This is a genomic window from Lawsonella sp., from assembly GCF_011525565.1.
Classification (GTDB): Bacteria; Actinomycetota; Actinomycetes; order Mycobacteriales; family Mycobacteriaceae; genus Lawsonella; species Lawsonella clevelandensis_A.
This window is the reverse complement of sequence record NZ_WVRS01000001.1, coordinates 36,883-52,991: the sequence shown is the minus strand read 5'-3', so window position 1 is coordinate 52,991 and position 16,109 is coordinate 36,883. Positions and strand designations below refer to the sequence as shown.

Here is a 16,109-nt window from a genome sequence, read left to right as displayed (position 1 = left end):
CCTTTATCGGACGATGGCAGTTAGTCGAAGAGTGTGTGATTCCCGCAGGGTGGGGATGACAATGGTAATGGCTAGGAGTGCGAATCCCACGGCTAGGAGGTAGTAGGTTTCATTTCCTATCCATACAGGGGATGCTCCTGGTACAGGGCCATTGTGGAGTGCAGTTCCCATTGCTAGTGCATTAATTCCGAGGATCACTGTGGAGATTACGACAGCGGCAGCAAAATAGATGAGACATTCGAATACTGCTGCCCAGCGGATAGAGGTAGTGGTTGCTCCTAGTGTTTGGAGGAGAGCAATATCGTGTTTTCTCCATTCGTTTGTGAGATACACAGCTAGCACGCCGGCGAAAGCTGCAACGATAACGGGGGCACCAAAGACAAGAATAATTTGGCTTGTGGGGCTGACCTGAAGATCTGCTTCGCTTGCTCCCAAAGCGATTGTCACATTTTTCGTTTGGTTTACCATTCCGAAAATGCAGCCCACAGCTGATGCCGCCACCACTAATGGGGTAATGACTGATGTTGACACAACAGATCGACGACGGGCAGAGGTTTCCGCAAGGAGCCAACTATCTAAAAAATTCAAAGGCAGAATAGCCCCAATCAATCGCACAACGGGCTGAATAATAATTCGGTCAGATAGCCCATAGGCCAAGAGAAGCCCCAGCCCTGTACCCCAGTATGCGGATACTATGCCGCTCAGTTTTTCTGAATCATAAATGGGCTGTGCTTGCCCAATGGGGTGTGTTTTCCCAATGGCTATATACCCCACAATAATGCCCGCCACGATAAGGACGGAGAAAATAATTTTTGTAACGCTGTTAGCGGGAGCTTTCTCCGGGGCTTCTGATAGGGCAACAACAGGTTCAATTCTGGTAATGCTTCGTGCCCCCAACACCAGTGATAAGAGGAGTACAAGGAATGCTGTACCAGGGCCAAAAGTCCATGCCCAGACGGTGAGTGGGTCAGAAAGTGAGGGGAGTGCGAGTAATCCTGTGTTTTTCACTAGATCTGTGAAGGAAGGCCACGTCAGATAAGCGAATATGCCACCCAGGACGGCACCCACCAAAGCACTTATAGATGCTATTCCTGTGTAACGAGCCTTCGCACTAGCAGGGGATGCTCCAATAACTTGCCAGAGTGCAATACGTCGGGAATCTCTCCGAATAGCGAGCTTCACAACGGATGGGAGACACATAAAGATGGAGATACATGTTAATGCTATTTGTAGCCCACCTAGTGAGGAAAACTGTTCTCCAGCTTCTGTATCGGAGGCTTGCGCACCAACAATCGTTATTCCTAACGATAATGTGAGCATCCACGAGGCAATGAGCGTCATGATGAGAACTGAGAGACTCATCGGTCTGAGATCGCGGATTTCTTTAAACACGAACAATCTACCTTTAACCGCATCAAACAATGTAAAGGCTACGCATATACACTGAAGAAAACACGTATAGCCCAGCAGATTATAAGATCTGTATCTTTCTATGAGAAAACCCTTACGTGTCGTCGCGGTAAAGAAAACGACAGAGCATACTTGTTAAATACACGGTATAGAGAACGGATTGTGATTCATGAGCACTCTCAGTGCAGTCCTGTGGGATATGGATGGGACTCTCGTCGATACTGAGATTCTTTGGGATAAAGCTATTTACGGCGCAATGGAGGAGATAGGATCTCCACTCACTCTCGCACAGCGCGCCCGTACGGTGGGAATGAGTATGGATAATCTGCTGCGCACTCTTGCTGGTTTTGCGGGGAGCACCGATGAGACACTGGTACGCACCATTAATGACAAGATTCTTACTGCTATGAGCAGACTCTATACAACGGAGATGCACTGGCAGCCGGGCGCCCAAGAACTCGTTAATGAATTACACGCAGCAGGTATTCCACAAGCACTTGTCACTAATACAAAACGGGTTCTTACGCGCGTGGCTCTACAGACTATCGGCAGTGAGAACTTTGCTGTAAGTGTTTGTGGTGACGAGGTCCCGGCGGGGAAACCTGCTGCAGATCCTTATGTAAAGGCTGCTACTATGCTATGCCTTCCACCAGAATCCTGTTTAGTTATCGAGGACAGTATGACGGGTATTTCTGCTGGATTGGCTGCTGGCTGTCATGTACTGGGAATACATACTGACAACAGACTTGATTCAGGTGAAGATTACGAAATCTGGGATTCTCTGCTCGGTGTTAGCGTGCAGGATCTCCGTCGTTATATGTCTATCTGACTTACACAGCAATATAAGTAACTAGGCACGTCAGAAAAGTGGAATAATAGGAATTGTGAAAAATTTCGAAGACCTATTCACCGAACTTCTTGATAAATCCGTTAACCGTCCTGCGGGCTCCGGCACTGTTGCAGCATTGGATGGTGGTATTCATTCTTTGGGGAAGAAGGTCGCGGAAGAGGCTGGGGAGGTATGGCTGGCGGCTGAATACCAGTCCGATGATGAACTCTCAGAAGAGATCTCTCAGCTTATCTATTGGCTTCAGGTCATTATGGTGAAGCGTGGTCTCACCCCGGACGATATATACAAATTCCTCTAATCGACGCTGAAAGGTAGCTGCCGTGCTGCGTATTGCCATTCCGAATAAAGGCGCCCTTTCTGAGCCTGCTCAGGAGATGCTGAAAGAAGCGGGATACCGTTCCCGCTCAGATCATAAAGATCTCACCGTAGTGGACTCCTCCAATGGAGTTGAATTTTTCTATCTTCGCCCCAAAGACATTGCTATCTATGTTGGTAATGGGCAGCTTGATCTTGGCATTACCGGCCGTGATCTCGCCATCGAATCGCAGGCTCCTGTCCGTGAACGCCTTGGTTTAGGTTTTGGCGCATCTAAATTCCGGTATGCTGCCCCCGCTAACGAAGAGTGGACTGTCGATAAGATTGCCGGTAAAACTATTGCTTCTGCTTACCCCAATCTCACCCGGTCAGATCTTAAAAACCGGGGTATGGACGCTCGTGTTATCCGCCTCGACGGAGCTGTCGAAATTTCCATTCAGTTGGGTGTCGCCGATTGCATCGCTGACATTGTGGAATCGGGTCGTACCTTGCGTGCGCATGGTCTGGCACCATTTGGCGAGCCGCTGTGCGAATCTGAGGCAGTTCTTATTGAGCGTGACGGCGGCGCGGATACTTCTGAATTAACTCGTGCTAAAGATACACTAACGGGCCGCATACAGGGTGTATCGTATGCGAAGAAATACCTCATGCTGGACTATGACTGCCCGCGTGAGCTCCTCGATAAGGCTATCGAGCTAAGCCCCGGTATACAGTCTCCAACTGTTTCGCCACTATCGAATGATGGCTGGGTGGCTGTTCGCGCTATGGTGCCGCATCACGGTATCAATGCTCTTATGGATGAGCTCCACGAACTTGGTGCTAGCGCAATTCTCGCATCAGACTTGCGCACATGCCGTCTTTAGATGTCACAGACATAACACTAAGCACTAATGTTGTGCCTCTCCTGGCCATCCTGGATAGTCCGGAGTGTCACCGCCAAACTCTGGGCAATACTGTTGGAATGCGCACCAGCCGCAGAGTTTAGATTTTTGTGTGGGAAAATCCCCGTTTACTCCACACTTTCTTACGCGGTTCCACAGGTCGACGACTTCTTTTTCTGTATCAATAAGATCTGGGATAGAAGGCTGGCTTATCATCGTTTCACCAGTTTTCAGATAAATAAGTTTCATCTGATCAGGTAAAGCTCCGTAGATACGCCAGTACATCAGACTGTAAAGCCGCATCTGGAATTTAACTGATCCAGCATAGCGAGGGAGAGGTTTCTTCCCCGTTTTATAGTCCACAATGCGTACTTCACCCGTGGGAGCAATATCCAACCGATCAATAAACCCACGTACGGGTGTATTGTCCGGCAGCATAACGTGAACGTATTTTTCTCGCCCGGCAGGATCGAACCGGCAAGGGTCTTCCACTCGGTAATAATTAAAAATAAGGGCGGCGCAATCGTTGAGGAAACGACGCTCTTCTTCTTGTGGGATTACCGACGTGTCCTCTTTCGCGTGCAGCTCTCTAAAGATTGTGGGAAGAAGATCAATCGCAGCGGAAGGGATACGCTCTGCTAGTGGGAGATCAAAGAGCCGTTCGAATACAGCATGTACAACAGTTCCTTTGAACTGTGCTTCTGTTGTTGGCTCGGGAAAACGATCAATAGAACGAAAACGGTAGAGTAGCGGGCACTGCCGAAAATCATTAGCACGGGAGGCAGATAAAGCAAGGGGCTTTAATGCAGTAGGCTTAGGGAGTTGGGAAATTTTTGGAGTTTCCTGGGTAGCAGTCTCACTTGTCTGTTCGTTCGTCATAATTGGCAGCGTACACGGTTAGTGCAACATAGCCCTTTTCCGCAATTGTAGTAGAGGAGAATAATGCGTTCTCAAGGCCCTTTCGCAGAAGGTGACCGTGTCCAGCTCACAGACTCGAAGAGCCGTCATATTACGCTGACGCTACAAGCAGGGGAGCGCTACCATACTCATCAAGGTTTCATCTCTCATGATGACATTATTGGTCAGCCGGAGGGATCCTCTATTGAGTCTTCTGCTGGTGGCCATTATCTTGCACTTCGGCATCTTCTCGTCGACTACACACTGTCTATGCCTCGCAGTGCGGCTGTAGTGTATCCAAAGGATGCTGCGCAGATTCTTATGGAGGGAGATATCTTCCCCGGTGCTCGTGTATTAGAAGCCGGCGCTGGTTCTGGTGCTCTCACATGTTCTCTGCTCCGTGCTATCGGTCCTACCGGCCACCTGTACTCCTATGAGATCCGTGCTGACCACCTACAGGTAGCGGAACGCAATGTTGTCGATTTCTATGGAGAGCACCCCGATTCTTGGACTCTCCGAGAAGGCGGTTTAGCGCAAGTTACCAGAGATGACATATCTGATGGTGTGGATCGAATTATTCTCGATATGTTGAATCCGGAAGAGTGCCTACCAGCTGTTAAAGACCTTATTAATCCAGGTGGTGTACTTATCTGCTACGTCACCACAGTGACACAACTGTCGCGTTTTATTGAGGCTCTTCGTGCGCAACAGTGCTGGACGGAACCCCGCGCTTGGGAAAGTTTTGTGCGGGAATGGCATGTTGTTGAGCTCGCAGTTCGTCCGGAGCACCGTATGCAGGCGCATACTGCTTTCCTTATTTCCACCAGGCGGCTCGCTGATGGTACAAAGCCTCTTCCGCCACGCCGAAAAGCACGCCGCTCTTAATACCTTCTGAATTACCCTAGAAGATAATAGATATACATGCTGGTATCTCGTTAGGATCGTAGTCCTTATCCACCACAACGTATGTAGTTGTTGAATATGACTGAAGTTGATGATCTGAAAACAAAGTTGCACAGTCTTGAGACACGCAACATTAAACTTGCTGAGCTTCTTAAAGCCTCCCGCGAGCAGCTTATTGAGCTCAAAGATGAGCTGGACTCATTGGCGACACCGCCAACTGCTTTTGGGGTAGTGCTTAACCCCCGTCGGCAGGAAAATATGGGACTTGATACTACTGCAGCTCGCGCTATTGACGTCTTTACAAGCAACCGTCCTATGCGTGTAATACTTAGTCCTACCGTACAGATTGCTGATATTCAGGTCGGCACTACAGTACGGCTAAATGACGCACTTGTCGTTGTCGAGGTTGTGGATACCCCCGCAGTAGGGCAGATTTTCAAAGTGCAGGAAATGGTAGACACTACCCATGCACTTGTCGCAAACCATACCAATGAAGAGCGCGTTGTTCTCCTAGCACATGATTTAGTAGAGGGGATTAGCACTGATCAGGGGAGACGAAAAGTTCGTATAGGGGACTCTCTCATCGTTGATGACCACACGAATATCGCCCACCATCATGTGGAGAGAGATGAGGTAGAGCAGCTCATCTTGGAGGAAGTCCCAGATGTCTCCTACGCTGATATCGGCGGTTTAGCCCCACAAATTCAGCAGATTAAAGACACTGTAGAACTTCCTTTCCTGCATCGTGATCTTTACGCTGAATATGATTTACGGCCACCCAAAGGAGTGCTCCTGTACGGCCCCCCTGGCTGTGGTAAAACGCTTATTGCGAAAGCGGTTGCACATTCGCTCGCGCAGCAAATCGCTGAACAAAATGCGAAAAACACAGGTGAGAGCCTCTCCCATATACGTGCAGAATCGTTCTTCCTCAACGTCAAAGGTCCCGAGCTACTCAATAAATATGTAGGGGAGACGGAACGTCAGATTCGTCTTATCTTCCAGCAGGCTCGCGATAAGGCAAGCAACGGCACACCCATGATCATCTTTTTTGATGAGATGGACGCTGTTTTCCGGACACGCGGTTCCGGCATTTCTTCCGATATGGAAAATACTGTTGTGCCACAACTATTAGCCGAAATTGATGGTGTCGAAAGCCTGGAAAACGTTATCGTCATTGGCGCCACCAACCGTGAAGATATGATCGACCCAGCAATTCTTCGCCCCGGTCGACTAGACGTGAAGATTTCTATCCGACGACCGGATGAAGCAGGTGCACGCGATATCCTTGCGAAGTACCTTACTCAGGCTGTTCCTCTCTCCGCTACCACTATGGCAGAGCTAGGAGGAGGAGATAGCGATACAGCATACCGGGAACTTATTAATCGAACTGTGGAACGCATGTATGCAGAGATTCCTGCCAATGAGTTCATCGAAGTTACTTATCAGGATCACTCTACGGAAATCCTCTACTTCAAAGATTTTGTCTCTGGCGCAATGCTGCACAACATTGTTGACCGCGCTAAAAAATCCGCTATTAAAGCCAAACTTGATGGTCAACCAGCTGGTATTACCGAACAGATGATGATGGATGCGGTAGCCCTGGAGTATTCACAAAACGAGGACTTACCCAACGTTCATCGCCCGGATGAGTGGGCTCGTGTTTCTGGGAAGCGAGGCGAACGAATCATTGACATTCGATTACTTTCACAATCCTCAAACTGTCGGTAAAAACGCACGCTCACTGGGAACAGAGGTGGAATTTGGCATTATTACACCCTGCGATCCACGTCTTAGCCCCATCTCCAGTTCTACTGATATTGTCCTGGCGTATGCACATTCCCTCGGAATGGCCGCTGATACCCGCACTCGCTGGGATTTTTCCCCCGAACATCCACTCCGCGATGCCCGCGGTTACGATCTTGGACGTGCCCGCCCTAGCCACAGTGTTAACCCCAATGCACCAGGTTTAGCGAACCTTATTCTGCCCAATGGGGGACGCTTCTATGTTGACCATGCGCACCCCGAGTTTTCCACGCCGGAAGTTACCGATCCGCTTGAGGTAGTTCTCTGGGATAAAGCAGGCGAACGCATTGCCTATAACGCAACACAGGCACTTGCGTCACTGCCGAATTCCTACCCGGTTGTGCTGTATAAGAATAATGTTGACGGCAAAGGTGCTTCTTATGGCTGCCACGAGAATTATTTAGTGCAGCGGTCACTTGATTTTGAGACGCTAGCACAGCACCTTATCCCATTTTTCGTCACCCGCTGTATATATACCGGAGCGGGTCGTGTCGGTATTGGTACCGCAAGCCAGATACCTGGTTTTCAGATTTCACAGCGCGCGGATTACATCGAAACGGATATTAGTCTAGAGACCACTTTGAACCGGGGCATTATCAATACCCGCGATGAACCGCATGCTGATGAGCAGAAGTGGCGTCGTCTGCATGTCATTGTGGGAAACGCGAATATGGCAGAAGTGGCCACGTACCTCAAAGTGGGTCTCACTATGCTTGTCATTATTGCTATTGAGAATGGGGTAGATTTCTCCGATCTTGCCCTTGCAGATCCAGTACAGGCAATAAAGAGTGTTTCGCGTGATCTCACCCTACGCACACCACTCACGCTTGCCGGTGGTGGCGCTATGACAGCCATGGATATTCAAGAGCAGTATCGACAACGAGTGCTCACCTATTTTTATGGCGACCAAGCACCCACCTCAACGACTGTTGTGAAGCACTCCAGTTGTTTCTCTATGGAGAGAACTGCTGATCTTATGGCGTGGTGGGAGAAAGTATTAGCTGATCTGCGTACAGATCCTCTTAGCACTGCTAGTTATCTGGATTGGACGGCGAAACTCTCCCTTCTTACACAACTGCGGGAACGTTATCACTGTGGTTGGGAGGATCCTCGCCTCAGCGCTTTCGACTTCTCCTATAGCGATATACGTCCCGCTGGTATTTATAACACTCTTGTTGCGAAGGGGAGAATGTCTCGGCTCGTGGAAGAATCTGCTGTACAACACGCTATTTCACAGCCTCCGTGCAGTACTCGCGCATGGTTACGGGGTACTCTTGTACAGAAATTTGGTTCCGCTATTATGGCTGCTTCCTGGGATAGCCTGTCTGTTGTGGAACCGGATGGGACAATCTTTACTCTTCATATAGGGGATCCACTTGCTGTGGGAGCTGCTAATTGTGCTCCTATCGTGGACAATGAGAGTAATCCAGGGACAATTCTTCATCGAGTGTCTCAAGAGATCATGGAAGGAGCATCATAATGCCACAAGCTCAGGTTTTTGGTGGTCATGGTAATGGGGGAGAGGATGATGAGTTCGGTGGCGGTCAAACTCATCTACAAGCATCAGTAGATGACACAGATGATCTTCTCGACGAGATTGACAGCATGCTTGATACCAACGCGGAAGAGTTCGTCATGTCTTTTATTCAAAAAGGCGGAGAGTAACGCATGCGTCGTCGCATTGCAGGAGTAGAAACTGAGTACGGTATTGCATGTTTATCGAATGGTAAGCAGTGTCTTACTGCCGATGACATTGCGCATCGCTTTTTCACTCCGGTTATTGAGACTTACCATTCATCGAATGTTTTTACACGCAATGGTTCTCGTCTCTATCTAGATGTGGGATCTCATCCTGAATACGCCACCTGTGAATGCGACTCCGTTGACCAACTGCTGACCTATATTCGTGCCGGCGATGAAGAGATGAATAGTCTCGCTATCTGTGCTGAAGAGAATCTTGCCCGCACGGCTGGCAGTGGTGACGTCTATATTTTCAAAAATAATACTGATGCTTCCGGTCATTCTTTCGGTTCGCATGAAAACTACCTCATTGAACGAACCGACGATTTTTTCCGAATATCCCAGGCACTTATTCCTTTTCTCGTTACCCGCCAACTTATTTGTGGCGCTGGTAAAGTCCTGCGCGATCCGCACACGGGGCAAACGTCCTATCGCCTCTCCCAACGCGCAGAGCATGTTTTTGATGGTGTGTCATCGGCTACTACGCGTTCTCGTCCCATTATTAATACGCGCGATGAGCCGCTTGCGGATTCTTCTCGTTATCGCCGCATGCACGTTATTGTGGGCGATTCCTCTATGGCGGAACCCACCACTGCACTCAAACTAGGATCTACCCTCCTCATACTAGAAATGCTGGAAGAGGGGATAGAGGTTTCAGACTTTTACCCGCAGGATCCTATTGATGCTATCCGCATCGTATCGCGCGGGTTAGATGGGCAAGCGCCTTTCTTGTTGAAGGCAGGTGGAACAAGTACCGCACTTGAGGTTCAGCGGGTGTTCTGCACAGCTGCCGCACACTATCTTGAAACTCGCCCAACAGATGAACAAACGCCACGATATCGGTGGACCATTAATCTATGGAACCGTACTCTTGACGCAGTAGAGTCGGGTGATCTCACCCCTATTTCTCGCGATATTGACTGGGTCATTAAGAAATCTCTTCTGGACCGGCAGAGAGAGCGTTATGGCGTTGATTATGCGGATCCGCGTTGCGCCAAACTGGATCTTATCTACCATGACATTCGCCCTGGACGTGGCATTTTCCCATTACTGGAGTCACGTGGACTGATTAACCGACTGACGGACCCTACCGAGGTAGAAAAAGCTCGTACGGTACCACCTGCAACAACTCGCGCTAATATACGCGGACAGTTCGTTACCCATTGTTTGGACTCAGGAGTTTCTTTTTCTGCGGACTGGACACATCTTAAGTATGCTTCCTCCCCGTCCACTGAAGTAGAGCTAAATGATCCTTTTGAGTCCATGACATCCGAGATAAAGTCATTCATTTCACATAGTGGATGAATTACTATCAAGGTGTGCCTACCTCGAAAATTTCGCCCACAGAGCGGCAGCTCAATCTCGTCATCGCTCTTCTCAATACCTCTACCTATCTTACGGCGGAAGAGATACGGCAATCCGTAGCGGGCTACGATGCGCATAATGGGGAAGCCGGTCGACAAATGTTTGAGCGGGATAAACAAGTTCTTAAAGAGCTTGGTATTCCCATTAGTGTTGTTACTACTGAGGAAAAATACGGTGTCCCCGGCTACCGTATTCATAAATCCGACTATCAGTTAGAACCCATGTCGTTTACCTCCGCAGAACGCACTGCTATCAACTTTGCTATGCAGCTGTATAGGGATAAAAAATACGACGTCTTGCAGCGTGGTTTCGATAAATTACAGCATGACGTTACAGAATCAGGATCCGCATCACGCAATAGTGTTATCGGTACTGATAGAGAGGAACTAGACAAGCTCACCACGTTGTCGGAGGCAGCATCACAGCACAGTACTGTTGATTTCCTCTACCACACGGCTACAAATATAACGCCGGAACGCCGTATCGTTGAGCCCTGGGGTGTTGTGGCTGACAATGGACAATGGTATTGCTTAGGATTCGATCGCAAGAGGGAAGCGATGCGGGTTTTTCGGCTTTCCCGTATGACAGGTCCTGTTGTTGATAGGGATGAACCTGCACACTCTGAACGTCCCCGTATATGCGCCCGCGAGCTACTCCGTCAACAATTGTCATCGGTACGCCGTTACATCTCGGCAGAAATTGCTACAGATAGTGATATCAGTGAAGAACTGAGTCTGGCAGCTGATCATATAGAGACTTCTGTAGCGAGGAACACAGAGGGAGCCACAGAAGGGGAGGAAAGACAGAATATTCTTCATTTCACAAACGTCAATTATCAATGGCTGAGAGATATGATTCTCGCCAATACTCCTCATGTTTCTGTTCTGTCTCCGCAAGACTTAGCTGATGATGTTCATGCTTGTCTTGTTCGTATTGTGAACCGTGGGTCCCACGCGGAATAGGTGAAGGTGATGAAATCTTCGGAAAAGATAGCGCTCGCTCTCGATATCATTCCTTATCTGGTCGACCATAATGGCATTACTAGAGAGGAAGCAGCGCATCATTTTGGTATTACGCCGCGCGAACTTACCTCAATTTTAGAAACTGCGGTGTGCTGTGGCGTCCCTGGATACTATGGCGGGGATCTTATCGATATTGATATCTGGGGCAATAACATCTACGTTTACACCGCGCAAGGGCTAGAGAAGCCGCTACGTTTTACTCCTGCAGAACGTGCCGCGCTTACTCTTGCGTTACGCCAGGTAGAGAAAGTACCAGGCCTTCTTAATAATTCGGCAGTGGAGAGTGTTCTTGCCAAATTAGGAGAGAATTACGATACAGCAGCTCCTGCTGACATCAGTGGTAGTCCTTCTACTCTTCCGGGACTGGCTGACGCTATCACTACTGCTATTGCCGAGCAGAGAATTCTCATCATTGACTACGTGAATGGCACTGGCGAGCGCACTATGAACCGTCAAATTGTGCCATACAAAATTAATATTCAGCATGGTTACGCCTATCTTATTGCATGGTCCACTGAGGCTTCGGAACTTCGACAATTCCGGTTAGATAGGATTCTTGACTTTTCTGAAGGTTCTCCATGGACTGGAAAGAGCCCGGTTACTTCTACAGATATTCAGCTATTTATCGAGAATAAAGCTGCTCCCCACAAAGCGTATATACTGTTACGTACTGATGCAGTGTGGTTAGTAGAATTACTAGGTATTTCTATTACGGGTAGTACATCCGAAGGACTGTGTGGCACGTTACCGTACTTTTCAGATACTTGGCTTCTTCAAACTGCACAACAGTATGCAGATTACTTAGTGGTACGTAAACCTGAACAAATAGAAAAGATTGTGGTCGATAGAGCTAGTAAGGCTTTAGCACGCTAGACTGGCGATACAGTGATACTTGTTACCACATTTATTGGAGGGCACCGTGAATATCGGTTGGATGGAAATCCTTATTATCCTGCTCGTCGTTATCGTCCTCTTTGGAGCCGCCAAACTTCCTGAGTTAGCTCGTTCAATGGGCCGCTCTATGCGCATCTTCAAATCCGAAATGAAGGAAATGAAGAATGAAAACGGAAACGACAAATCGGACAAGGGATCTCATAAGTCTAAAAAAGATGATCAGATCCAAGCTGATACTATCGTGCAGACAGATGCCATCATTGTAGAATCAGATAGCACTAAGGCTGCTGATACTACTGACAAACCAGCGGCGGATCCTACGCCCAAGTCGAAATAGATTTCTCTATTCACGTAGCACGAAGAAATATTCTTGGCACCGAAAAAGCAACGCATCCGCACGCCAGAAGAAAAAATGGCGTTGTCGGAACATTTACGGGAGCTCAGGAAACGCGTCATTATTATTGTCGGGATTCTTTTCCTGTCGATGATACTTGGCTTTATCTGGTACGACCTTCGTATTGGTAATATTCCTAGCCTCGGTGAAATTCTTAGAGGGCCCTACTGCGCCATCCCTCCAGAGGGTCGTCTTCAGCTAGGCGATGATAATACCTGCCGGCTCCTTGCGACTGGCCCCTTTGAGCAGTTCATGCTGCGCCTCAAAGTTGGTTCCGTTGCCGGTATCGTCTTCACAAGCCCTTTCTGGCTATATCAAGTGTGGGCTTTTATCGCGCCAGGTCTCTATAAAAAAGAGAAGAAGTTCGCGCTCCTGTATGTGGGCGTCGCATCTTTGCTCTTTATCTGTGGTGCTGTACTGGCCTACTTCATTGTGGCCAAAGCTCTGGACTTCCTTCTCAATATGGGCAATAACGTCCAGATTACGGCACTTTCTGGTACCCAATATTTCAACTTCATTATCGCCCTTATCGCCATTTTCGGAATAAGTTTCGAACTTCCTCTGCTCATTGTGACTCTCAACATTATGGGAGTTGTCAGCTATGAACAGCTTAAGAAATGGCGTCGCGTTGCTATTCTGGCATTATTCTGTTTTGCGGCCTTCGTCACCCCTGGTGGCGACCCTATTTCTATGACGGCTTTGGCTCTGACACTAACAGTGCTGCAGGAAATAGCGATTCAGATCTGTCGTGTGCATGACAAACGTAAGAAAAAAGAACGTCCGGATTGGCTCGCAACTGATGACGCTGCTGCATCCCCGTTGGAGAGTCCAGATGCAATAACTTCTGATGGAGCTACTACTGAGGGGGAGGAGGTGACGCCTTCACCGCTTGCTGCTCCGACCTCTCTACCAGATAATCAACCGCTTTTATCGACCGATATACAGACCTCCGAATGGACCGACATCGATGTAGATGACGAGGAACCTTCAGATAATGGATCCAATAACGCTTCACACTAGACAAGAAATTCTTGACGCTTTTATGGCGCGTCGTCCCTTTACCCTCGACGAATTTCAGCAGCGCGCAATTGGGCACATTGCGGAGGGACGCAATGTTATTGTCAGTGCCCCTACGGGTGCTGGGAAAACAGTTATTGCTGAAGCGGCAGCAGTTCTTGCCTTACACCAAGCGGATAAACTTTTTTACACGACTCCCATCAAAGCATTATCGAATCAAAAGTATCGTGACTTCTGTGCACGATGGGGGAAAGATAATGTTGGACTTCTTACCGGAGATCAGTCCATCAATGGTGATGCTCCCGTTGTCGTCGTGACAACTGAAGTTCTCCGCAACATGCTCTATGCGGAAAGTCCCACTCTTCATAAGCTTCGTTACGTTGTTATGGATGAAGTGCATTACCTGTCGGATGCTTTCCGTGGTGCAGTTTGGGAAGAAGTCATTCTTTCTCTCCCCAACACTGTTCAGCTTATTGCGCTTTCTGCCACTATTGGCAATACCACAGAGTTTGCGAATTGGATTTCTGCAGTAGTGGGGCCAACAAGTGTTGTTACTACAGACTTCCGTCCAGTTCCACTGACAGCAAATGTGCTGGTGAACTCCACTATTTATCCATTGCTGAACAAAAGTGGAAATGATGTTTCTCGCCATCTGCACAATCGTGTCGATCGGATACTTCATACTCCGTCACATCACGAACGCTTCCCTAATCGTGTGCGGATTGTAGAGACGCTAGAACGTGAAAACTTACTTCCGGCCATCGACTTTATTTTCTCTCGTACAGGGTGCGATTCAGCTTTATCGCAATGTGCGCGTTCTCGTCTTACTCTCACGACCAAAAAGGAACGTCAGCATATCTTCCAGTACGTAGATGAACACTGCCGACTTCTTTCAGAGGCCGATAGGCAAACTCTGCACTATACACAGTGGCGCTCCAGCTTAGGACGTGGCTTTGCTACCCATCATGCGGGCATGCTGCCACTATTTAAGCAGGTTGTTGAAGAACTCTTCAGTAGGGGACTTATCAAAGTAGTTTTTGCAACATCAACTCTATCGTTAGGCATTAATATGCCAGCACGTGCTGTTGTTCTTGAAAAACTTACTAAATTCAATGGTGTTAGCCATGAAGAACTTACCAGCAGCCAATTTGCTCAGCTTATTGGTCGTGCTGGAAGACGCGGCATTGACTCCACCGGGCACGCCATTGTTTATTACACCCCGGATGTTGATCTAGACAATCTAGCAGCGCTTTATCGAGCTGAACCGTCTCCACTTCAATCTAGCTTTAAAGTGGGTTACAACATGGTTGTTAATCTACTTGCACACCATAGCTACGATGAAGCGCTTGTTCTCCTCCGTCAATCGTTTGGACAGTACCAAAATGATGCGGCAGTTGTTCTTGCACAGCGCGAGCTTAACCAAGTGGAAAAAGAACTTCATGATATAGAGTCCACTATTTCTCCACAAATGCTGGACTATCTCACTCTTATTACTCAACTTAATAATGAGACAAAGGCGTGGGAGAAAAGAAAAAATAAGGAATATCCGCGTCCCACAAAAGGTGCATTAGCAAAATTACGTCGCGGTGATGTTATCTGTCTTAGTATCCGTAAAAAACCTATTCTTGCGGTAGTTCTTGAACGACCACGCAAGAATAAAATTCTCGTAGCGACGTCGAACTGGGTTGGAACTGCTCATCTTTCTACTATTCGCCATAATGGAGAAGCACTGGGGCACTTCCACTTAGAGAAAAGGGGAGCTCCTGATAACGCGCATACAGTAAAACTGGCACGCCGCGAACTCACTCACAGTAATATACGTATTCCTAAGGATGCTCGACACGAGAAGAATATACGGCCACCTGCACATCTCCAGCAGCTACGTCGGGAATTACGACACCACCCGCTACATGGGCACCTTAACCATGCTGAAATTACTGCTCTTAACCGTGAGAGGGCACATCTCCTCAATCGACAGGAAAACCTTCAGCACCGTATCGAGCATGATGCGGGAACCCTAGCAACAGATTTTACCCATGTGTGCGACGTTCTCCAGTCAGCTGGTTATCTTACATCCACGTATGAATTAACTTCTGCAGGAACTCTTTTACGGTCAATATACTGTGAAACAGATCTTATTTGTGCCGAAGCTATTCGTGAACATGCGTGGGATGGCCTTACTCCTGCGGAGTTGGCCGCTGTTGCGTCAGCAATTACTGGAGAATCTCGGAAAGATACTGACCATTACTGGCCCCCTGCGCAAACAGAGGTATTGGCGGATACATATACGGATACTCAGCGAATTGCACGCGATATCCATCACTTAGAAAATGATCACGAGTTACTACTTTCTCGGCCTCTCTATGGTGGACTGACAACAGCAGTTTTCCAATGGGCTAATGGCGCTACCTTGGAAGAATGTCTTACCCTCGCAAAAATGTTTGGTTTAAGTATTACTCCGGGGGATTTTGTCCGTCATATCCGGCAAATCATTGATCTTCTTTCACAGTTCATAAAATTAAATACCGACGAGTATCAACACCTCGTAGACTGTTCTTACCAAGCAAAAAATGCCATACAGCGCGGCATTGTGGCGGAATCGCTGTAAAGGAAAGGTG

Annotated in this window: 15 protein-coding genes; 13 read left to right on the top strand and 2 right to left on the bottom strand. The window is 48.2% G+C overall.

From position 1 onward, the window contains the following. Window positions 1-3: 3 nt before the first annotated feature. Complete coding sequence (locus QZV76_RS00255; RefSeq protein ID WP_290595239.1) at window positions 4-1,362, bottom strand: ABC transporter permease; 1,359 nt, start codon at window positions 1,360-1,362, stop codon at window positions 4-6. A 217-nt stretch (window positions 1,363-1,579) separates the two neighbouring features. Here QZV76_RS00255 and QZV76_RS00250 point away from each other — a divergent pair, with 217 nt between their 5' ends. Genes QZV76_RS00250 through hisG form a run of 3 tightly spaced genes read left to right on the top strand, consistent with a single transcriptional unit; the run spans window position 1,580 to window position 3,438 of the window. Next, complete coding sequence (locus QZV76_RS00250; RefSeq protein WP_290595238.1) at window positions 1,580-2,239, top strand: HAD family phosphatase; 660 nt, start codon at window positions 1,580-1,582, stop codon at window positions 2,237-2,239. A gap of 55 nt (window positions 2,240-2,294) precedes the next feature. Next, complete coding sequence (locus QZV76_RS00245; RefSeq protein ID WP_290595237.1) at window positions 2,295-2,558, top strand: phosphoribosyl-ATP diphosphatase; 264 nt, start codon at window positions 2,295-2,297, stop codon at window positions 2,556-2,558. A 22-nt stretch (window positions 2,559-2,580) separates the two neighbouring features. Then, window positions 2,581-3,438, top strand: coding sequence for an ATP phosphoribosyltransferase (gene hisG / locus QZV76_RS00240; RefSeq protein WP_290595236.1), 858 nt, complete (start codon window positions 2,581-2,583; stop codon window positions 3,436-3,438). A 24-nt stretch (window positions 3,439-3,462) separates the two neighbouring features. Here the strand turns inward: hisG and QZV76_RS00235 are convergent, their stop codons facing one another. Next, on the bottom strand, window positions 3,463-4,335 hold the full coding sequence (locus tag QZV76_RS00235; RefSeq protein WP_290595235.1) for a RecB family exonuclease: 873 nt from the start codon (window positions 4,333-4,335) through the stop codon (window positions 3,463-3,465). A 63-nt stretch (window positions 4,336-4,398) separates the two neighbouring features. Between QZV76_RS00235 and QZV76_RS00230 the strand changes: the two genes are divergently transcribed. From QZV76_RS00230 to QZV76_RS00185, 10 genes are all read left to right on the top strand, one after another. After that, window positions 4,399-5,238 carry a tRNA (adenine-N1)-methyltransferase gene (locus QZV76_RS00230; protein WP_290595234.1) on the top strand — a complete coding sequence of 280 codons (840 nt, stop codon included), beginning with the start codon at window positions 4,399-4,401 and terminating at the stop codon, window positions 5,236-5,238. 96 nt (window positions 5,239-5,334) lie between these two features. Further along, complete coding sequence (arc, locus tag QZV76_RS00225; protein WP_290595233.1) at window positions 5,335-6,984, top strand: proteasome ATPase; 1,650 nt, start codon at window positions 5,335-5,337, stop codon at window positions 6,982-6,984. Next, window positions 6,944-8,539 (top strand): depupylase/deamidase Dop, encoded by a 1,596-nt coding sequence (gene dop, locus QZV76_RS00220; RefSeq protein WP_290595232.1) that lies wholly within the window; start codon window positions 6,944-6,946, stop codon window positions 8,537-8,539. The genes arc and dop overlap by 41 nt, the downstream gene beginning before the upstream one ends. Beyond that, a complete protein-coding gene (locus tag QZV76_RS00215) occupies window positions 8,539-8,724 on the top strand; it encodes a ubiquitin-like protein Pup (RefSeq protein WP_290595231.1) in 186 nt (61 codons plus the stop codon). Before dop ends, QZV76_RS00215 begins: the two co-directional genes overlap by 1 nt. Window positions 8,725-8,727: 3 nt before the next feature. Then, window positions 8,728-10,104 (top strand): Pup--protein ligase, encoded by a 1,377-nt coding sequence (pafA, locus tag QZV76_RS00210; RefSeq protein ID WP_290595230.1) that lies wholly within the window; start codon window positions 8,728-8,730, stop codon window positions 10,102-10,104. Window positions 10,105-10,118: 14 nt separating this feature from the next. Continuing rightward, on the top strand, window positions 10,119-11,126 hold the full coding sequence (locus QZV76_RS00205) for a WYL domain-containing protein (protein ID WP_290595229.1): 1,008 nt from the start codon (window positions 10,119-10,121) through the stop codon (window positions 11,124-11,126). A gap of 9 nt (window positions 11,127-11,135) precedes the next feature. Further along, on the top strand, window positions 11,136-12,059 hold the full coding sequence (locus tag QZV76_RS00200; protein ID WP_290595228.1) for a WYL domain-containing protein: 924 nt from the start codon (window positions 11,136-11,138) through the stop codon (window positions 12,057-12,059). A gap of 61 nt (window positions 12,060-12,120) precedes the next feature. Continuing rightward, window positions 12,121-12,417: a Sec-independent protein translocase subunit TatA gene (tatA, locus tag QZV76_RS00195; RefSeq protein WP_290595633.1), complete on the top strand. Its 297-nt coding sequence runs from the start codon at window positions 12,121-12,123 to the stop codon at window positions 12,415-12,417. A gap of 33 nt (window positions 12,418-12,450) precedes the next feature. Then, entirely contained in the window at window positions 12,451-13,494 is a 1,044-nt protein-coding gene (gene tatC / locus QZV76_RS00190) for a twin-arginine translocase subunit TatC (RefSeq protein ID WP_290595227.1), read from the top strand. Next, a complete protein-coding gene (locus QZV76_RS00185; RefSeq protein ID WP_290595226.1) occupies window positions 13,469-16,099 on the top strand; it encodes a DEAD/DEAH box helicase in 2,631 nt (876 codons plus the stop codon). The genes tatC and QZV76_RS00185 overlap by 26 nt, the downstream gene beginning before the upstream one ends. The last annotated feature ends 10 nt before the right edge of the window (window positions 16,100-16,109 follow it).